Genomic DNA, 19,134 nt, shown 5'->3' with positions numbered 1-19,134 from the left:
GACGACGTGGACGCGGTGGACCAGGCCATCCTGCGGCGCTTGCAGCGCGACGGCCGCCAGACGAACCGGGAGCTGGCCGAGGCGGTGGGCGTGGCCCCGTCCACGGCGCTGGAGCGCACCCGGGCGCTGCGGGCCCGCGGGGTGATCACGGGGTTCCACGCGGCCGTCGATCCCACGGCGTTGAACCGCAGCGTGCAGGCCCTGATCTCGATCCGGATCCGCCCGCAGTCCCGGGAGGCCATCGAGAACGTCCGCGACAGCATGGCGGCCCTGCCCGAGACGCTGGGCGTGTTCGTCGTGACCGGCAACGAGGACGTGCTCGTGCACGTCGCGGTGCCCAGCACCCAGTACCTGCGCGACTTCGTCCTGGACCGGCTGGCGCGCCGCAAGGAGTTCGTGGACGTCCGCACCACCGTGGTCTTCGACTACGTGCAGCCGGTGGAGCAGTCCGAACTTCTGGACGACACGCGGCACGCTCGCCGAACGAGCTCCGGCTGACCGGCGCGCTCGCCCTCGCCGGTCGAACCGGTGACGGTCGAGCCGGCGGTGACCGAAGGACGTTCGATCAGCCGGCGCTGCTGCCGCCGTTCTGCGCATGCTCGGCGGCGTGGAGCGACAGAAGAACCGGTTCGGCGTACCGCTCGTCCTGCTGGCAGGGGTCCTGTGGGGAACGGTCGGGCCTGCGCAGCTGCTCGCCGGCGCCGCGGCGGGGCCGGCCGCGCTCGGCGGTGCCCGGATCCTGGTCGGCGGGCTCGTGCTGGCCGCCGTCGTGCTCGCGACCGACGCGGGGTCCTTCCGGCTGCTGACCGGACGCGCCTGGCCCGCGGTGCTCGCGGCGTCGGCCGCCACCGCCACGTTCCAGGCGGCGTTCATGACATCGGTGGCGACCACGGGCGCCGCCGTGGCGACGGCGCTCACCTTCGGTGTCGCCCCCGTCGCCACGGGGATCTGTGAACGCGCCGCCACCGGCACCCGGTTGACGCGGCGCTGGGTGGCGGGCACCGGCTGCGCGGTGATCGGGTGCGTCCTGGTGGTCGCCCCGGCCGAGGGCGTGCGGGTCGACCTCGGCGGTGCCGCGCTCGGGGTGCTGGCAGGTGCCTGTTTCGGCGTCTACACCGTCTCGGCCAAGCGGCTCATCCAGCACGGCGTCCCGATGCCCGCGGCGGTCGCGGTGACGCTCCTGGTCGGCGGCGCGGTACTGGCGCCCTGGACCCTCGCCGCCCTCCCCGCGCTCACGACACCGCGGGGGTTGGCCCTGGTGGTCTGGCTCGGGCCGGTCACCGCAGCCGCCGCGTACTGGTTCTTCGTCACCGGGCTGCGTCGCGTCAGCGCCGCGACCGCGGGCACGCTGTCCCTCGTCGAGCCGCTGGTCGCCGCCGCGCTCGCCGTGCTGCTGCTCGGCGAACGCCTGTCGGCGCCGGTCACCGCCGGCGCGGTCCTGCTGCTCGGCGGGCTCGTGGTCGTCTCGTGGCCGCGCGTACGGAACGGCGCCGACACCTCCTCGATCCGGAACGAAGTCGTTGGACGTTGTGAATCAAATTCTCATGTCGCCTGATCGGACGGACACCACCCGCGTTCCTCGATCGTTCTTCCTTACAGGGATCGCTGCGCGGCCACCGCCGCAGCGCCATCGTGCATTTCCCGTGTGAGGAGACTCGAGTGTTCGAGGGTTTCACCAGGTCGTTCGTGAATGACGCAATCGGTCGCAGTGCGGAGAACGGGCTCGACCGGCGCCGTTTCCTGCGGGCGGCAGGCCTGACGGGCGCGGGTGTCGCCGGGATCAGCGTCGTGGGGGCGGGCACCGCGTTCGCCGGCGGCGGCGACGACGAGCAGAGCGGTCCGAGCGACGCGGCCGTACTGAACTTCGCGCTCAACCTCGAGTACCTGGAGGCCGAGTTCTACCTCCGGGCCGTCACCGGCGACGGGCTGAAGGACTCGCAGGTCGACGGCGCAGGTGAGCTCGGTGGGGTCCGGGGCGGTCGCAAGGTGCGGTTCGAGAGCAAGCTCGCGAAGCAGTACGCCGAGGAGATCGCGGACGACGAGCGCGCGCACGTCGACTTCCTGCGCAGCGCGCTGGGCGACGCGAAGGTCGCCCGTCCGGAGATCGACCTCGACGATGCCTTCACCGCGGCCGCGCTCGCCGCCGGCGTCATCAAGAACGGGGAGCGATTCGACCCCTTCGCCGACGAGAACAGCTTCCTGCTCGGTGCGTTCATCTTCGAGGACGTGGGCGTCACCGCGTACAAGGGTGCATCCCCCCTGGTGTCGAACAAGACCTTCCTCGAAGCCGCGGCGGGGATCCTCGCCGTCGAGGCCTATCACGCCGGACTCGTCCGCACCGTCCTTCTCTCGAAGGGGCTCGAGGACCCGGCCGGCAAGATTTCCGACGCGCGCGATTCCCTCGACGGCAGTTCCGATCTGGACCAGGGGATCGTCACGAGCGGCACGGCGAACATCGTGCCGGCCGACGACAACGGGATCGCGTTCTCGCGCACCCCCGGCCAGGTCCTCAACATCGCCTACCTGAACCCGTCGGCCGTGAGCGAGGGCGGGTTCTTCCCCGCGGGCGTCAACGGCGAGGTCAACACCAGCGACGACAACGGCTGATCCGGCGTCACCCCGTCCTGGGTGGCCCCGCCACCCAGGACACCGGATGCCGGGAACCGGCATCCAGGAAGGTGCTCAACCCCGCCACCGACGACTCCCCGTCCCGGGACATCGCCGCACGGACGCACGCGAGGTGCGCGAGCCGTGACCACGACGCGGTGCACGGCGCGCGGTGGAGGGTGGCGCCGTGCGCCCGCGCCCACGCGGCGACCTCGGGCGGCACGGTGCCGGCGCAGAGCACGCGACGTGCGGCGCGGCAGCCGCCGAGCCGGGTCAGGAAGTCCGCCGGCGCGGCGGGATCGAGAGCCGGGTCGAGGCCGGTCGCGGCCAGTCGCGCGCCGAGGTCCGTCCAGCGCGCGACCTGCCCGGCGGCGCCGGGTTCGCCTGCGCGCAGCACGAGCAGCCGCAGCGACGGGCCGGCGTACAGGCCCTCCACGCGGTCGACGTCCGCATCGAGGTAGGGCTGCGCGGCCAGCCACAGCGTGCCGTCCGCGCCGGGGACGAGCCCCCAGGTCCGCCAGACCTTCGCCACCGCGGCGTTGCTGATGCCCAGCTGCGCCGCCACCAGCCGGGTCGACCAGCGACTCGCGCCCGGCGGCGCAGGCGCCAGGGTGCGGGCGACGACGGCGTGGGCGTCCACGGTGGCGGGCCGGCCGGAGCGGGGTGCGTCCGCGAGCCCGGGCAGTCCCTCCGCCCGGAAGCGGGCGCGCCAGCTGACCACGGTCTGGCGTGAGCAGCCCAGCACGTCGGAGATCGCGGTGGCACCCAGCCCGTCGCGTGACAGCAGGACGATCCGGGCCCGCAGCGCGCGCGGCGACGGGCCGTCCCGGACCCAGGACTCGAGGGCGGCGGCGTCGTCCGCGTCCAGCACCAGGGCGGGCGTGAGGCGCATCGCGAGCCGCTCAGGCGGCGCGGGGGAGCAGGAGCGTGGCTCCAGGTGTGGGTCGCATCGTGGCCGGGTCCTCCACAGTGGGTGCGTCGACGTTCAGCCGGGTGTTCGGCGCGCGTCGCACATCGGTTCGGCGCAAGCCGTCGGCTGATCACGCATCGCGGCGGGCCCCCACCTGCGCCGCCGCGCCCGGCTCCCCGGAGGCGGCGAAGGCGATTCCGACCAGCAGCGCGAGGCCGGTCGCCCCGCCGAGCCGGTCGACGCACCTCTGGACGCCGGACGCGACGCCCGCGTCCTCGTCGGTGACGTCGGTGATCATCGTCCGGCACCGCTCTCGCCCGTCACGCAGGCTGCGGTGGATGCACCCCGCTCGACATCCACCGGGCGAACGCCGCCTGGACGTCGGCCGGCGCGTGCGCGAGGGCCGCGGGATCGGGGTCCGCAGCGGTGACGTGCGGGAGGTGGACGACGAGGTCGAAGGCGTCGAGGGGGCGCACGTCGCCGTCGAGCGCTCCCATGCGGTGCCGGGGGGCGGCCGCGACGGCGCCTGCGTCGGCAGGCGAGAGCCGCCGCAGGTCGACCGCGAACGGCCCGTCGTGGCTCGCGGCCATGAGCGCGTCGAGGGTGCCGGCACCGGGCGGATCCAGGTCGGTGAAGAACCGGCCTGTGTAGAAGTCGCCGCCGATGTTCAGGGTCTCGCCGGTGCCCGAGGTCGTGCCGATCACCAGGTAGTCCTCGCCCAGCCGCTCGGCGAGGTGCATGCCCATCGTCGTGGCCGTCGGCAGCATGCCGGGCACGGCGACGGGATGGCGTTGGACGTGGCCGTTGTGGGCCGCGACGACGAGCCGGCCCTCGCGGCGCAGGATCCACTCGACGGTGTCCGCGATCGCGGCGTCGCGGATGCTCGACATCGTGCCGTCGACGCTGCCGCGCGCCAGTTCGCGGTGCATCGCGTCCAGGCCGACGGTGAGGTGCAGGCTGTGCAACGCGCGCTCGTACTCCTCCACCGTGGTGCGCTGCAGGTGGTCGAAGCGGTGGGCCCGCATGCGGGCGGCCAGGTCGGCGAGGCCCGAGGTGAGGGCGTCGCGGCGCTCGGGGGCGAGCGCCCGGTAGGCGGCGACGGCCGCGCCTGCGGCGAACGTGGAGGGCCCGGCGTAGGCAGCGGCGGTGTCGCGGAGGGCCGGGTCGAGGACGAACCCGGGGTCGGCAACGGCGAAGTGCGCGCGCACGGCGTCGAGGCCGGGCAGCGGGGAGACGGTCGAGCCGGGTACGTCGATGCCGTAGAAGCCGACCGGGCGGCCGGTGCGGTTGTGCTGCCGCATCCATTCGAGGTGTGCGCGCATCTGCCTGTTCAGGCCCATCAGCGACGTGATGCCGTTCGCCAGTGCGTCGTCGAGCCGGTCGCCGTCCGCCCCGCCGCGGACCCAGGCGTCGGTCTGCCACCCCTCGACGAACCCGGACTCCATCGCGTACGCGCTGAACCCGTGCCGCTCGACCAGGTGCCGCAGCACGCGGTGGCGCAGGAGGGCGAACTCGCGGTTGAAGTGCGCGCTCTCGCCGATCGCCACCACCCGCGCGTCGCCGATCGCGTCGTCGAGCCAGGCGAGGTCGTCGGTGGGTGCCGCCGGGTCCAGCGTCGCGAGCGGGCGCACCGCATCGCCACTCAGGCGCGCCGGCGGCGGTGTCGTGGTCGCCATCGCTTCTCCTCCGCTCGCAATCCCAACTTTGGGAACGGTACCAGTAGTGGGATCATCGCGACGTGGATACCCTCGACCTGCTCCTGCACCCGGTCCGGCTGCGCGTCGTGCACGTCATGTCGGGGTCACGAGCGCGCACCACGTCCGAGCTCTGCGCCCGCCTGGCAGACGTGCCCCGCACGACGGTGTACCGGCACGTCGCGCTGCTGGTGGAGGGTGGCGTGCTGGAGGTCGTAGACGAGCAGCGCGTCCACGGTGCCGTCGAGCGCCACTACCGGCTCCGCCGCGGCCGGGCGGCGATCGACACCGATGCGGCCGCGTCGATGTCCACCGACGACCACCGCCGCGGGTTCGCCGCCGCGACGGCCGCGCTGCTCGCCGAGTTCAACGCCTACCTCGACCGGGACGGCGCCGATCCGGCCGCCGACTCGGTGGGGTACCGGCAGGGCGTGGTCTGGCTCAGCCCCGCCGAGCGCGACGAGATGATCGGCGTGCTGCGCGACCTCCTCACGTCGCTGGCCGGCAACGGCCCCGCGCCGGGGCGCAGCCCGCACCTGGTCAGTGCGATCTTCTTCCCGACCGTCGAGCCGCCCGATGCGCAGTCGTCCTGATGCTCCGGCCGGGCTCGTGATCAGCTCGGCGACGCGGTGCCGTCCCGCGCCGTGGCCGCAGGTGGCGCTACTGCTCGGAACTCCGGGGCGGGGGTACTTCGTCCAGCTGCGCCGGCGACGGCCGTTGCACCTGGGTGCTGGTCTCGCGGAACACCTCGGACGGGCGGTGGGCCCGCAGGAGGAGCCGGTACTGCGGTTCCCGGGCGCATCTCGCGCGATCGTCGTCCACCGTCGGCCTCCTGGATCGGTCGTCCCGTAGATCCCACGGTGCCCGGTGCGGATCGGGCCAAACGCGGTGTCAGCCCGCCGCATCCTCGAAGATCAGGAACGTGCGGGTGGCGAGCACGCCGGGGATGGCCTGGAGCTGTTCCAGGACCACGCGCCGCAGCGCGTCGTTGTCGGCGGCCCGGACCAGCAGCATGACGTCGAACTCGCCGCCCATCAGCGCCATGTGCCGCACCTCGGGGATCTGCCGCAGCTGCTCGCGCAGGTCGCGCCAGCTGTTCTGGCGCACCGACAGCGTGACGTAGGCGGAGGTGTTCAGGCCCACCTTCAGCGGGTCGACGGTCGCGGTGAACCCGGTGATCACGCCGTCGGCGACGAGCCGTTCGAGCCGGGCGTAGGCGTTCGCCCGGGAGATCGTGACGCGCTCGGCGAGCGCGCGGCCGGACAGCCGGCCGTCGGCCTCGAGCGCGGCGATGATCCGGCGGTCGGTGTCGTCGAGGGTGGTGTCCACTCGTCTCGCTCCCGGGCGGTGCGGCGGTTCGCGGGCGGCCGATCGGCGCGACCGAGCGCGCTGCTCCAGCCAACCGTCTCGGCTTTGGCTCTGAGCATAGCCAGTTGGCCTGCCGCAGCGGCAACATCTCTTCGGGTCGGCTCACCGATGGAGGTGCGGGTATGGGCACGGATGTCGCCACGGTGCGGTTCCTGGACGAGTCCGGACGCCTGCGGGAGGGGCAGGAGGCGCCCGACCCGACGGCCCTGCTCGACGGCTACCGGCAGCTCGCACTGGCCCGCCGGCTGAACGAGCAGGCGGGCGCGCTCGTGCGGCAGGGCCGGCTCGCGGTGTACCCGTCGTCGCGGGGCCAGGAGGCGTGCCAGGTGGCGTGCGCCTCGGTGCTCGGCGACGGGGACTGGCTCTTCCCGACCTACCGGGACACGGCCGCGATCGTCGCCCGCGGGGTCGACCCGGTGGAGGTGCTGAGCATGCTGCGCGGCGACTGGCACTGCGGCTACGACCCCGCCGCCCACCGTGTGGCACCGCAGGCCACACCGCTGGCGACGCAGCTGCTGCACGCGGTCGGGGTGGCGCACGCGGCGCGGCTCAAGGGTGAGGGCACCGTGGTGATGGCGCTGTGCGGCGACGGCGCCACCAGCGAGGGCGACTTCCACGAGGCCTGCAACTTCGCCGCCGTGTTCGCGGCGCCGGTGGTGTTCTTCGTGCAGAACAACAAGTACGCGATCTCGGTGCCGCTGGCCCGGCAGTCGGTGGCGCCGTCGCTGGCCGCGAAGGCCGTCGGCTACGGGATGCCGGGCGTGCGCGTGGACGGCAACGACCTCGCGGCGCTGACCTCGGTGCTCGGCGACGCCGTGGCCCGGGCCCGCGCGGGGGAGGGCCCGACGCTCGTCGAGGCCGACACCTACCGCATGGAGGCCCACACCAACGCCGACGACGCCACCCGCTACCGCGCGGACGCCGAGGTGCGCGAGTGGGCCGGGCGCGACCCGATCGTCCGGCTGCGGGCCCACCTCGGCGCCGCGGGCGTGCTCACCGAGGACGTCGAGCGGGAGGTCGCCGCGGCGGCGGAGGAGATGGCGGCGCACGTGCGGGCGGGGATGGGCGCGGAGGCACCGGCCGACCCGGAGGAGCTGTTCGCCCACGTCTACGCGACGCCGACGCCCCAGCTGGTCGTGCAGCGCGCGGCGCTGCGGGCCGAGCTCGAGGAGGCCTGACGAGCGTGCCGAAGATGACGATGGCGCAGGCGATCGGCACGGCGTTGCGCGACGCGATGACCGCCGACGACTCGGTGGTCGTGTTCGGCGAGGACGTCGGCCCGCTCGGTGGGGTCTTCCGCGTCACCGACGGCCTGACCCGCGACTTCGGCGAGGCCCGCTGCTTCGACACCCCGCTGGCCGAGTCGGGTATCGTCGGGATGGCGGTCGGGATGGCCATGAACGGCATGCGCCCGGTGGTCGAGATGCAGTTCGACGCCTTCGCCTACCCGGCGTTCGAGCAGATCGCCAGCCACGTGGCCAAGTTCGGCAACCGCACGCGCGGGCGGATGCGCCTGCCGATGGTCATCCGGATCCCCTACGCGGGCGGCATCGGCGGCGTGGAGCACCACTGCGACTCCTCCGAGGCCTACTACGCGCACACCCCGGGGCTGACGGTCGTCGCGCCGGCGACGAACACCGACGCCTACGGGCTGCTGCGGGCGGCGATCGAGTGGCCGGACCCCGTGGTGTTCCTGGAGCCGAAGAAGCACTACTTCGCCAAGGAGGAGGTCGACGTCGCCGTCGCCGTGCCCCCGATCGGGCGCGCGGTGGTCCGCCGGCCCGGCCGGGACGCCACGCTGATCGCCTACGGGCCGTCGGTGCCGGTCGCGCTGGCCGCCGCCGAGCAGGCCGCGGCCGAGGGGCGCGACGTCGGCGTGGTGGACCTGCGCTCGATCGTGCCGTTCGACGACGACACCGTCTGCGCCGAGGTCGTGCGCACCGGGCGCGCGGTGGTCGTCGCGGAAGCGCCGGGGTTCGCCTCGGTGGCCTCGGAGATCGTCGCCCGTGTGACCGAACGGTGCTTCCACCACCTGGAGGCGCCGGTGCGGCGGGTCACCGGGTTCGACGTGCCCTACCCGCCCCCGAAGCTGGAGCAGCACCACCTGCCCGGTGTCGACCGGATCCTCGACGCCGTCGACGCGCTGCAGTGGGACGAGGGCGCGGCATGAGCACGCAGGTCTTCATGCTGCCCGACCTCGGCGAGGGGCTCACCGAGGCCGAGCTCGTCCGGTGGCTGGTCGCGGTGGGCGACACCGTGGCGGTCGACGCCCCGGTCGCCGAGGTCGAGACGGCCAAGGCGGTGGTCGAGGTCCCGTCGCCGTTCGCGGGCGTCGTCGCGCAGCGCCACGGCGAGGAGGGTGCGACCCTCGCGGTGGGGGAGCCGTTGCTCTCGGTGGAGAGTTCCGCGGCCTCCGAGACCTACGTCGAGGAGGAGCGGGCCGGGTCGGGCAACGTCCTGATCGGCTACGGCACGTCCGAGGCGCCGCCGCGCCGCCGTCGCCGTACGGCCCCGGCCCCGACCTCGGCCCCGGTGGCCGCGCGGCCCGCCGTGAAGTCACCGATCGTCCGTCAGCTCGCCCGGCGGCGGGGCGTCGACCTCGCCACCCTCACCGGCACGGGCCCGCACGGCGTGATCACGCGCCGCGACGTCGAGGCGGTGGCCACGGACGAGCCCGCCGCCGTCGACGGGCGGACCGGCCTGGCGATCCGCACCCGGGTGCCGCTACGCGGGATGCGCAAGGCCGTCGCCGAGACCCTCACCCGCAGCCGCAGCGAGATCCCCGAGGCCACCACCTGGGTGGACGTCGACGCGACGGCCCTGCTGGAGCTGCGGGCCGCGCTCGCCGCGCAGGGGTCCGCGCCGGGCGTCCTCGCGATGGTCGCCCGGTTCGTCGTGGCCGGGCTCGCCCGCTTCCCGGAGCTCAACGCCCGGGTGGACACCGAGCGCGACGAGATCACCCACCTCGACGGGGTCAACCTCGGCATCGCGGCGCAGACCGCGCGCGGGCTCGTCGTGCCCGCCGTCCGCGACGCGCACCGGCTGGGCATGCGGGGCCTGGACGCCGAGATCCGCCGGCTCACCGCGGCCGCCCGCGACGGCTCGAGCACCGCGGCCGATCTGACCTGCGGATCGTTCACCCTCAACAACTACGGCGTGCTCGGCGTGGACGGCAGCGCCGCGATCATCAACCACCCCGAGGTCGCGATCCTCGGCATGGGCCGGATCTTCCCCCGGCCCTGGGTGGTCGACGGCGAGATCGTGGCCCGGCAGATCGTCCAGCTGTCGCTGGTCTTCGACCACCGGGTCTGCGACGGCGGCACCGCGGGTGGCTTCCTGCGCTTCGTGGCGGATGCGGTGGAGTCGCCGACGTCGGCGATGGCGGACCTCTGATCGTTCTCCTCCCGCGGGTGGAGAACGATCTCCACCCGTGCTCCGATGCGGTGGGGCCACCGCCGGCGGACGATCGTTCCCATGATCGGTACGACAGGTGCGACGTCCTCGCCCGCCACGACGGTGCGACCCGGTCGGGTGGCCGGCGTGGACATGGCACGGGGGCTGGCGGTAATCGGGATGATCGTGGTCCACGTCGCGGCGGCCGCCGCCATGAGCCCCGGGCCGGGCGGCGCGGTCTTCGAGGTGTTCGCGGGCCGCTCGGCGGTGTTGTTCGCGGTGCTCGCCGGGGTGTCGCTGGCCCTGCTCAGCCGGGGGACGAGCGCCGGGGTGCGGCGGCGGATCGCCGTTCGCGCCGCGCTGCTGTTCGTCCTCGGCGTCGGGCTGGCGGAGATCAGCACCGGCCCGATGATCATCTTGTCCTACTACGCCGTGATGTTCGTGCTGGCGCTGCCGTTCCTGCGGGTCCGCCCGGCCGTGCTGTTCGCGTGGGCGATCGGCTGGGCGGTGGTCGGCCCGCTGGCCTCGTTCTGGCTGCGCAGCACGGTGGTGCACGGGAACACGTTGGGCGGCGCCGTCACGGCGTCGGACTTCACCTCCTGGCCGGCGGCCGGTGCCGCCGGGCTGCGGCTGCTGCTCGACGGCGCCTACCCGGTGCTGACCTGGATGCCGTTCGTGCTCGCCGGCCTCGCCGTGGGGCGTCTCGACCTCCGCGCGGCCGCGGTCCGCGCTCGGCTGCTCGTCGCGGGCCTGGCCGCCGTGGCCCTCGGCTACGGCGGATCGTGGTTCGCGCTGGAGGTGCTCGGCGGTGCACGACCCCTGCAGGCGGTGGCCGACGCGATGGCGCCCCGCCTCGGCGTCCCGCCGGACATCGCGTGGGAGTTGATGACCGGTTCGGGGCTCGGCGCCACGGGCACGCTCACGCCGGCCTACCTCCTGCTGGACGCGCCGCACACCGGCACGCCGTTCGAGATCGTCGGCTCCGGCGGTGTCGCGGTCGTCGTGCTCGTCGCCTGCCTGGTGCTCGCGCGGCGGTGGCCCCGGGCGGTGTTCCCGCTCGTGGCCGCCGGGGCGCTGGCGCTGACGGTCTACGCGGCGCACGTCGGGGGGATGGCGCTGCTGACCGTGGCCGCGCCCGGGTGGCAGGCCGACCCGTGGCCGTCCACCATCGCGTTCGTGGTGGTCACCCTCGTGCTGGCGACGGCGTGGCGGCTGCTCGCCGGTCGCGGTCCGCTGGAGCGCGTGGTGCACGCGCTCTCGACCCGCGCGGGTGCCGCGGCGTGACGGCGACGGGGCGCGTCGACCCGATGCAGCGGATCAGCGGCTGGCTGCACACCCACCCGCTCGTGGTCGACACAGTGCTCGCCGCGGGCCTCGTGGCGATCGTCTACTCCTGGGTGCGGAACGGGACGGACATCGCGGTCGCGGTCGCCGCCGCGCTGCCGCTGGTGGTGCGCCGCCGCTACCCGATGCCCGCGGCGATCGCCGTCGCCCTGGTCGGGGCCGTCGCGCTGGTGGTGATGGCCGCCCCCATAGTGGTCCTCCCCGCGGTACTGGTCGCGGTCTACTCCGCGGCCGCCTACGGGCCCCGCTGGTCGGGCCCGCTGGCGGTGGTGGTGACGGCCGCGGGCGTCGGACTCGAGACGGTCGTGATCGGCGTGGCCGCCGAGCCGCTGGCGCCGGGGGTCGTGGCCGTCATGATCGGGTTCGGCATCTCCTTCACGCTGACGGCCTGGCTGGCGGGTTCGCTGCGACGGGCGCGGCGGATCAGCCTCGAGCAGCTGCAGGAGCGGGCTCGGATGCTCGAGGTGGAGCGCGAGCAGGAGAGCCACCTGGCCGCGCTGGCCGAGCGGGCCCGCATCGCGCGGGAGATGCACGACATCGTCGCGCACTCGCTGTCGGTGATCGTGGTGCAGGCCGACGGCGGCCGGTACGTCGCGGCCGACAACCCGGCCGCTGCCGCCGAGGCCCTCACCGGGATCGCCGCGATCGGACGTGAGGCGCTCGCCGACGTCCGCGGGCTCCTGGGCATGCTCCGGGCCGACGAGGGCGGTGCGGCGGCGGACGGTCCGGGCCCGCAGCCCGATCCCTCGCTGATCCCGGGACTGGTCGAGGAGATCCGGGCGGCCGGCACACCGGTGCGCCTCACCGTCACCGGCGAGGCGCGGGACCTGCCGGCCGCCGCCGGGCTCGCCGCGTACCGCGTCGTCCAGGAGGCGCTGACCAACGTGCTCAAGCACGCGGGCGCGGGCGCCGAGGCGCACGTGGAGCTGGAGTGGCGGCGCGACGACCTGACCGTGCGGGTGACCGACGACGGCGTCGGCCCGGCCGTGGACGACGACCGCCGGGGGCGCGGGCTGCAGGGCATGCGCGAACGCGCCGCGTTGCACGGCGGGCACCTCGAGGCCGGGCCGCGACCCGGCGGCGGCTTCGCCGTGCACGCCGTGCTTCCCTACGCTCCCCGGTCATGACCGACGGCCCCGACGACGCCGTGCGCGTGCTGGTGGTCGACGACCAGCAGCTCGTGCGCGCCGGCTTCTGCATGGTCCTGAACTCCCGGCCCGACATCACCGTGGTGGCGGAGGCGGCCGACGGGCAGGACGCGCTCGACGTCCTGGAGCGCATGGCGGTCGACGTCGTCCTGATGGACATCCGGATGCCGCGCCTGGACGGCATCGCGGCCACCCGCCGGATCGTCGCCACCCGCCCGGACGTCCGCGTGGTCGTGCTGACCACCTTCGACCTCGACGCGTCGGTGACCCGGGCCATCGCGGCCGGGGCCAGCGGCTTCCTGCTCAAGGACGTCACCCCGGAGAAGCTCATCGAGGCCGTGCACACCGTGTACCGGGGCGAGGCGATGGTCGACGCGGTCTCCACCCGGCGGCTGCTGCGCCAGGCCGCGCCGCTGCTGGCCGCCGCGCCGCCCGATGCCGCCCGGGCGGAGGGACCCACCGGCGAGATCGCCGCCGTCCTCGCCCGGCTCACCCCGCGCGAGCGCGAGGTGCTGACGCTGATGGGGCAGGGGGCGACCAACACCGAGATCGCGGCGGAGCAGTTCGTCTCCGAGGCCACGGTGAAGACCCACGTAGGGCACATCCTCGCCAAGACCGACTCCCGGGACCGGGTCCAGGCAGTCGTCTTCGCGTTCCGAGCGGGCCTGGTCTCGTAAGGCTCGTACAGGCGGTGGTGGATCAGCGAAAGGCCTTCGCCCACGTTGCCGTGTGCATCGCGCTGCTCACCCGCCAGCGGTTCACCGTCTCGTGCAGTTCGTCGCGCACGGACCGGTAGCCGGGATCGTCGAAGAGGTTCTGTTCCTCGGACGGGTCGGTCTCCAGGTCGAACAGCTGGCCGTGGGCGTGGTCGGAGAACTCCACGAGCTTGTAGCGGGAGTCGCGCACCATCGTCATGAGTTCCGTGTCGGTGAGGATCAGGTCGCGGGCGTGCTCGGAGAACACGTGGCTGCGACCTTCCCACGGCTGGCCCTGCAGCGCCGGGACCAGCGACTCGGCCTCCATCCACGCCGGCGGGCGGAGCCCGGCCAGCTCCAGGACGGTCGGCCCGATGTCCATCAACGAGGTCAGGCCGTCGAGGACGAGGCCGGGGCGCACGCGGCCGGGGCCCCAGACCAGCAGCGGGACGTGCACGCTGGGCTCGTACATCGTCCACTTCTGCGAGTGCCCGTGGTCGCCCAGCGCGTCACCGTGGTCGGACGTGAAGACCACGACCGTGTTCTCCAGGACGCCGCGGTCCTCCAGCGCCTGCAGCAGCCCGCCCACCTGCTCGTCGATGAGCGAGACGTTCGCGTAGTAGTGGCGGCGCTGGCGCTGCAGCTGCTCCTCGGTGGAGTCCTCCAGGTGGACGATCGCGTCGTGGTCGTTGTCCACGTGCTGGCGGCGCAGCGCCTTGAGGGGCGCCGGCTGGGCGTCGAGGTCCTCGGGGGTGCGGTGCGCTGCGGGCATCTCCCGCTCCCGGTAGGGGTCGAGGTGGCGCGGCGGGGGGTCGTAGGGCGGGTGCGGGCCGGGGAAGCCGACCTGCAGGAAGAACGGGGCGTCGTGGTCGGGGTAGGTGTCGAGCCAGTGCCGGGCGAGGTTGCCGACGAAGTTGTCGGCGTGCAGGTCCTCGGGCAGCTCCCACTCGAAGGCGCCGAGGCGCTCGCCGTAGTCGGCGCGGCGGCGGTAGGTGACGCGGCTGGGCTTCTCCTCGCCGCGGACCCACAGCGCCTTGTCCCACTGGTCGAGGAAGTACGGCAGGCTCGGGTGCGCGCGGTCCTTGTTCTCCACCACGTGGCGCTCGGCGAAACCGACCGGCGCCTCGTAGGGGTAGGTGTGCATCTTGCCGATGCTGGTGCAGCGGTAGCCGGCCTCGGCCAGGTCCTCCACCCAGGAGTGCGCCCATCGGTCGTCGTTGCGCAGCACGCCCGACGTGTGCGGGTAGAGGCCGGTGAACAGGCTCGCGCGCGAGGGCGCGCACGACGGCGACGCGACGTAGGCCTGGGTGAAACCGGCGCCCTCGCGGGCCAACCGGTCCAGGTTCGGCGTGTCGACGTGGGCGTGGCCGAGCGCCGCGATCGAGTCGAAGCGCTGCTGGTCGGTCATGATGAGCACGATGTTCGGACGGGGTGCCGCGGCGGTCACGCGGGAACTCCTTCTTGTCGTCAGCGGGTGGCGGCCGCGGCGTCGCGGTCCTCGACCAGGTCGGAGCGGTGGGTCTCCGTCGTCAGCAGCACGCAGACGGCGCTGACGGCGCACATGGCGGCGAGGAAGATCGCCGGCGGCCAGTACGAGTAGCCGAACGCCGCGGCCAGCGCCAGCGCGATCGCGGGTGTCGGCGCTCCGCCCAGCAGGGCCGAGCCCTGGTAGACGACGCCGAGCCCGGTGTAGCGGGTGCGCGTGGAGAACATCTCGGCGAAGTAGGCGCCCTGGATCGCGAACATGCACCCGGTACCGGCGGCGACCAGCACCACGATGGCCGTCCAGACCAGCACCGTGTTGCCGGTGGCGAGCACCGGGAAGTAGAGGAGCCCGCCGACGCCGCAGAGCAGCACGCCCGTGAGGTAGACCGGCCGGCGACCGATGCGGTCGGAGAGCCGGCCGAGGAACGGCAGCAGCACGATCTCGACCGCGGCGGCGAGGACGAACCCGTTGAGGATCATCGACTTCGGAAGCCCCAGGTGCGTGGTGGCGAACGAGATCGCGAAGACGTTGATGACGTTGAACGTCACCGCGTCGGCCATCCGGGCGCCGATGCCGAGCAGGACGTTGCGCCACTGGGTGCGGAAGAGCGTGGCCATCGGGAGGCGGTCGACCTTGGCGCGGCTCGCCTCGAACGCGGGCGTCTCGGGCACCCGGGAGCGCACGATCAGGGCGATCACGACGAACACGCCGCTGAGCAGGAACGGCAGCCGCCAGCCCCAGGCGAGGAACTGCTCCTCGGGCAGGAGGCTCACCAGGCTGACGATCCCCGTCGACACCAGCAGGCCCGCCGGGGTGCCCATCTGGTGGAAGCTGCCCATGAAGCCGCGCTTGCCCGTCGGCGCGGACTCCAGGGCCAGCAGCGACCCGCCGCCGAACTCCCCGCCGATGCCGATGCCCTGCAGCAGGCGCAGCGCGATCAGCGCGGCGGCGGCCCAGGCGCCGATGGATTCGTGAGTCGGCAGCAGGCCGATGACGCAGGTGACCGCGCCGATCAGCAGCACGGTGAGCATCAGCATCGGCTTGCGCCCGATCCGGTCGCCGAAGTGCCCGAAGAGCAGGGCGCCGAGCGGGCGCGTCAGGAACCCGGCGGCGAACGCCCCGAAGGACTCGATCACGCTCGCGGTGGGGTCGTCACCGGGGAAGAACAGCACCGGGAAGACGAGGGCCGCCGCGGTGCCGAAGAGGTAGAAGTCGTACCACTCGATGAAGCTGCCGGAGAATGCGGCGCCGACCGCCTTCCACGGGGAGTGCGGCGTCGGTGCTGCCCGCTCGGTCATCTGGCCCGTCCTTGGGAATCGCTCAAGTGAGCGAACTGCTCCGCTCATCTGGTGAGCGGACGCTAGCAGGAAATCTCTCGACCTCTCAATGGCGCGATACCTATCGCTCAGATGTGAGTTATGGTGGAGGTGTGAGCCCCGTGGACGGTCGCAGCGCGGCCTTCGAGAGGCACCTGCTGCTGCAGGTCGCCCAGGCCTACTACCTCGATGACCGCTCGAAGGTCGAGATCGCGCAGCAGACCGGGCTGAGCCGGTGGCAGGTGGCCCGCGCGCTGCGGGAGGCCCGGGACACCGGGATGGTGCAGATCCGCGTCGGTGACCCCGGCGACGAGCACGCCGCCCTCGGAGACCGGCTCGCCGCGGTCCTGGGCATCGAGCGGGCCGTCGTGGTCGGGATCGCGCCTGCCGCCGGCGCCGACGGAGCCGCCGACGCCGTGGCCGAGGCGCTGGCCGGCGTGCTGGCCACCACCGTCGGCGAGGGGCGGTCGGTGGGCCTGACCTGGAGCCGCATCATCGAGCGGCTGCCGGCCCACCTCGCGCGCATGGCGCCGTGCGACGTCGTCCAGCTGGCCGGGGTGGTGACACTGCCGGGAGACCGGATGGGATCGGTCGAGGTCACCCGGGAGGTGGCCCGGATCGCCGGCGGCACCGCGCACCCCTTCTACGCGCCGCTGTTCGTGGCCGAGGCCGGCACCGCGCGCGCCCTGCGCGCACAGCCCGAGATCGCCGCCTGCCTCGACCGCGTGGAACGCCTCGACGTCGCGGTCGTGTCGGTGGGCCACTGGAGCGAGTACGGCTCCGCGGTGTACCCGCTGCTGCCCCGGGAGCTGGCCGAGCAGGTGGGCGCCGCGGGCGCGATCGGCGAGATCAGCGGCCGGGTCTTCGACGAGGCAGGCCGCCCCGTCAGCCCGGCCCTCGACGAGCGCATCGTCGGGATCACCGCGGATGCGCTTCGCGCCATCCCGCGCCGGATCGCCACCAGCTTCGGCGAGTACCGGGCCCGCTCCACGCTGGCCGCCGCCCGCGCGGGGCTGATCAGCGAGCTGGTCGTGGACGCGCCGCAGGCCGCGGCGATCGTCGCGCTGGACGCGGAGGCGGGAACCTGACTCCTCAGCCCCTCGACGCGGGCGCCCTCGAGTATCAGGTCCTCCCCGGTGTGCACGTCGCAGCAGCGAATTGGTCGTCTTGGAGGGCGGCGACAACAACGTGTTACAGGTTTCGGCGGGGTTTTTGTTCCGGGTCGATCCATTTCGGTGGGATGAACTCCGGTAACCCGTCACGGATCCGCACCACCCACCCGGAATCGTGGATCAAGCGGTGGTGCACCTTGCACAAGCTCACCAGGTTGCCCAGTTCGGTGGGGCCGCCGTGCTCCCACTCCCAGATGTGGTGGATTTCGCACCAAGAAGGTGTCCGGTCGCAGCCCGGGTGGGCGCATCCACGGTCGCGGGCGGTGACCGCCCTGCGCAACCCGTCGGGGATCACGCGGGTGGAGCGTCCCACGTCGAGGGGTTGTCCGGCGCCGTTCATGACGATGGGTACGACGGCGGCGTCGCAGGCCAGCATCCGCAACGACTCTGCGGTCATGCGGCCGCCGAAGTCGAGCACGGCTGACCGGGCACGGGCTTCGAGGTCCTCGAGCCGGATCAGCACGTTCAGGTGCGGCCGTCGCCCACCGGCGTCGGGGAGGGTGGCGTGGTCGGCGTGGGCGAGGACGAACCCGCACGCATCGGCGAGGGCCTCGGCCTGACGCTGCCCCGTCGATCGTTGATCATCGCGGCCGAGGGGCTTCGCCTTGGCATCGATCACAGTGGCGATCGCATCGAACATCGCCGCATCGTCGAACTGCCCGCTGATCGTGCCGCCCGACCCGTTGCGACGCTTGCGGACCTGCAGCCGGTTGACCGGCTCGGGCGGGTTGTCATCAGGCTCGGGGCCGTCGCCGTCCAGCGCCTCGAGGAGCTGGGTGCCGATCTTGCGTAGCTGCCCTGGCGAGTACTCGCCGGCCATACCGGCCAGCTGCTCTTCCAACCCCGCCCGCTTCCAGTCGGTGATCCGCCCAGCCTCCGCAGTGTTGAGAAGGGCGGCGATGACCTCGACATGACGCAGCCCGGCCTGACCGGCCGCGAACGCCTTCCCCGTCGCCGGAAGCCGGGCGGGCAGCACGGTGCCGTCGAACCCGACCTGCTCACACGCCTGCTCCGCGGCCACCACCCGGCGGCGCGCCTCGTAGGAGTCGCATCCCAGCAGATCGGTCAACGCGCCTTCGGGTTTGCGATAGCCGCGTTCGGCGAACGTGCCGCGCCGTTGCAGCGCGGCAGTGGTGGAGACGGTCACGTAATCCAACTGCCGCGACACACCTTCGGTCACCGACAACACCGACAGCAGCTCATTGTCGGAGGCCAGGGCGGATTCCGCAGCCGTCCGCAACTCCTCGATCGCCTCGTGGAGGCGTTCGTATGCGGCGGCGACTGCGGACATACCCCGAGTTTAGTCGAACAGGTGTTCGATGGCATGGGTCTGTTCGGGTGATCCCACCGTGTGCAATAGTGAACGTTGCGCGCCGAGATGATCTCGATAGCAGAACAACGAGTGTTGGCCGCCCTTGCCGCAAACGTCGTCTGCCGGTCTATCAGAGGCGATCCTCCTCTGCCTCGTAGCCCGGGTTGCAGTGGGCGCGCCGTCCCCGGCTCGACACCTCCTGCCCCACCCCCATTTCCAGGTCTCACGCGCAGTCGGTTCGGCGCCGAGGTCGACCTCCGCGCCGAAGGTGGCCGGGTTGGGGACAAGCAACGAATACCGTGGTCGACCGGGTAGTCGTCCCCGACGCGGGCCCAGGCCTGTTCTGGACGAGTCCGTGGCGGCCGGGTGGGTGCCCACCTGGCTGTGGTGCCGTTCTCGAACCCCTTCTAGACGGCCTTGACCAGCGGGACAGGGACCTGATCCGCGCAACTTCGTTGCCGGTCCTTAATCCCGCCGGGCACTGGAGTGGGCGCGCCGTCGATCTGACCGCTGATCATCGATAAGGGCGTGGAACGGGACCACCGCAAGGTGGGCACCCACCCGGCAGCGACGGACTCGTCGCGGTAACTAGTCAGGTCATTGGGGTGCGGGCAGCCAGGGCCGTCCCTCGGCGAGCATGACGAGGGTGTCGAAGAAGTGCCTGCCGTGTTTGGCGGCGGTGGAGAGGT

Annotated in this window: 18 protein-coding genes; 11 read left to right on the top strand and 7 right to left on the bottom strand. The window is 73.1% G+C overall.

The window, feature by feature from the left end; all coding sequences use genetic code 11:
• Positions 1-6: 6 nt before the first annotated feature.
• From CFP66_RS43880 to CFP66_RS43870, 3 genes are all read left to right on the top strand, one after another.
• Positions 7-498: an Lrp/AsnC family transcriptional regulator gene (locus CFP66_RS43880; RefSeq protein WP_094931317.1), complete on the top strand. Its 492-nt coding sequence runs from the start codon at positions 7-9 to the stop codon at positions 496-498.
• A 109-nt stretch (positions 499-607) separates the two neighbouring features.
• Positions 608-1,555, top strand: coding sequence for a DMT family transporter (locus CFP66_RS43875; protein ID WP_233160230.1), 948 nt, complete (start codon positions 608-610; stop codon positions 1,553-1,555).
• Positions 1,556-1,686: 131 nt separating this feature from the next.
• Complete coding sequence (locus CFP66_RS43870) at positions 1,687-2,607, top strand: ferritin-like domain-containing protein (protein ID WP_233160229.1); 921 nt, start codon at positions 1,687-1,689, stop codon at positions 2,605-2,607.
• Positions 2,608-2,614: 7 nt separating this feature from the next.
• On the opposite strand, the gene CFP66_RS43865 is transcribed toward CFP66_RS43870, so the two are convergent.
• The 3 genes from CFP66_RS43865 to CFP66_RS43860 all read right to left on the bottom strand — a co-directional run bounded on the left by CFP66_RS43865 (position 2,615) and on the right by CFP66_RS43860 (position 5,193).
• Complete coding sequence (locus tag CFP66_RS43865; protein WP_094931314.1) at positions 2,615-3,499, bottom strand: helix-turn-helix domain-containing protein; 885 nt, start codon at positions 3,497-3,499, stop codon at positions 2,615-2,617.
• 148 nt (positions 3,500-3,647) lie between these two features.
• The gene (locus CFP66_RS48335; RefSeq protein ID WP_158228449.1) at positions 3,648-3,815 is read right to left on the bottom strand and encodes a hypothetical protein; all 168 of its coding nucleotides are present in this window, start codon (positions 3,813-3,815) and stop codon (positions 3,648-3,650) included.
• Between the two features lie 22 nt (positions 3,816-3,837).
• Positions 3,838-5,193, bottom strand: a complete 1,356-nt coding sequence (locus tag CFP66_RS43860) for an erythromycin esterase family protein (protein ID WP_094931313.1) — start codon at positions 5,191-5,193, stop codon at positions 3,838-3,840.
• Positions 5,194-5,255: 62 nt separating this feature from the next.
• Here CFP66_RS43860 and CFP66_RS43855 point away from each other — a divergent pair, with 62 nt between their 5' ends.
• Complete coding sequence (locus CFP66_RS43855; protein WP_094931312.1) at positions 5,256-5,804, top strand: helix-turn-helix domain-containing protein; 549 nt, start codon at positions 5,256-5,258, stop codon at positions 5,802-5,804.
• Positions 5,805-6,102: 298 nt separating this feature from the next.
• Here the strand turns inward: CFP66_RS43855 and CFP66_RS43850 are convergent, their stop codons facing one another.
• Entirely contained in the window at positions 6,103-6,540 is a 438-nt protein-coding gene (locus CFP66_RS43850) for an Lrp/AsnC family transcriptional regulator (RefSeq protein WP_094931311.1), read from the bottom strand.
• 161 nt (positions 6,541-6,701) lie between these two features.
• Here CFP66_RS43850 and pdhA point away from each other — a divergent pair, with 161 nt between their 5' ends.
• The 6 genes from pdhA (at position 6,702) to CFP66_RS43820 (ending at position 13,141) form a co-directional block, all read left to right on the top strand.
• Positions 6,702-7,757, top strand: coding sequence for a pyruvate dehydrogenase (acetyl-transferring) E1 component subunit alpha (gene pdhA, locus CFP66_RS43845; protein ID WP_094931310.1), 1,056 nt, complete (start codon positions 6,702-6,704; stop codon positions 7,755-7,757).
• Between the two features lie 14 nt (positions 7,758-7,771).
• Entirely contained in the window at positions 7,772-8,749 is a 978-nt protein-coding gene (locus tag CFP66_RS43840; RefSeq protein WP_094931309.1) for an alpha-ketoacid dehydrogenase subunit beta, read from the top strand.
• Entirely contained in the window at positions 8,746-9,972 is a 1,227-nt protein-coding gene (locus tag CFP66_RS43835; protein ID WP_094931308.1) for a dihydrolipoamide acetyltransferase family protein, read from the top strand. The genes CFP66_RS43840 and CFP66_RS43835 overlap by 4 nt, the downstream gene beginning before the upstream one ends.
• Before the next feature lie 81 nt (positions 9,973-10,053).
• Positions 10,054-11,256: a heparan-alpha-glucosaminide N-acetyltransferase domain-containing protein gene (locus CFP66_RS43830; protein WP_158228448.1), complete on the top strand. Its 1,203-nt coding sequence runs from the start codon at positions 10,054-10,056 to the stop codon at positions 11,254-11,256.
• Positions 11,253-12,443 carry a sensor histidine kinase gene (locus CFP66_RS43825; RefSeq protein ID WP_198962095.1) on the top strand — a complete coding sequence of 397 codons (1,191 nt, stop codon included), beginning with the start codon at positions 11,253-11,255 and terminating at the stop codon, positions 12,441-12,443. The genes CFP66_RS43830 and CFP66_RS43825 overlap by 4 nt, the downstream gene beginning before the upstream one ends.
• Positions 12,440-13,141: a response regulator transcription factor gene (locus tag CFP66_RS43820; RefSeq protein WP_094931306.1), complete on the top strand. Its 702-nt coding sequence runs from the start codon at positions 12,440-12,442 to the stop codon at positions 13,139-13,141. The genes CFP66_RS43825 and CFP66_RS43820 overlap by 4 nt, the downstream gene beginning before the upstream one ends.
• A gap of 22 nt (positions 13,142-13,163) precedes the next feature.
• On the opposite strand, the gene CFP66_RS43815 is transcribed toward CFP66_RS43820, so the two are convergent.
• Together CFP66_RS43815 and CFP66_RS43810 are read right to left on the bottom strand one after the other, a co-directional pair.
• Positions 13,164-14,606 carry a sulfatase gene (locus tag CFP66_RS43815; RefSeq protein ID WP_094931305.1) on the bottom strand — a complete coding sequence of 481 codons (1,443 nt, stop codon included), beginning with the start codon at positions 14,604-14,606 and terminating at the stop codon, positions 13,164-13,166.
• Positions 14,607-14,626: 20 nt separating this feature from the next.
• Positions 14,627-15,943, bottom strand: coding sequence for an MFS transporter (locus tag CFP66_RS43810; protein ID WP_158228447.1), 1,317 nt, complete (start codon positions 15,941-15,943; stop codon positions 14,627-14,629).
• A gap of 131 nt (positions 15,944-16,074) precedes the next feature.
• Between CFP66_RS43810 and CFP66_RS43805 the strand changes: the two genes are divergently transcribed.
• Positions 16,075-17,049, top strand: coding sequence for a sugar-binding transcriptional regulator (locus tag CFP66_RS43805; protein WP_158228446.1), 975 nt, complete (start codon positions 16,075-16,077; stop codon positions 17,047-17,049).
• A gap of 103 nt (positions 17,050-17,152) precedes the next feature.
• Here the strand turns inward: CFP66_RS43805 and CFP66_RS43800 are convergent, their stop codons facing one another.
• A complete protein-coding gene (locus CFP66_RS43800) occupies positions 17,153-18,424 on the bottom strand; it encodes an HNH endonuclease signature motif containing protein (protein WP_094931302.1) in 1,272 nt (423 codons plus the stop codon).
• Positions 18,425-19,134 lie beyond the last annotated feature (710 nt).

This window comes from Pseudonocardia sp. MH-G8 (genome assembly GCF_002262885.1).
Taxonomy (GTDB): Bacteria; Actinomycetota; Actinomycetes; order Mycobacteriales; family Pseudonocardiaceae; genus Pseudonocardia.
This window is presented reverse-complemented; position numbering and strand designations above follow the sequence as displayed.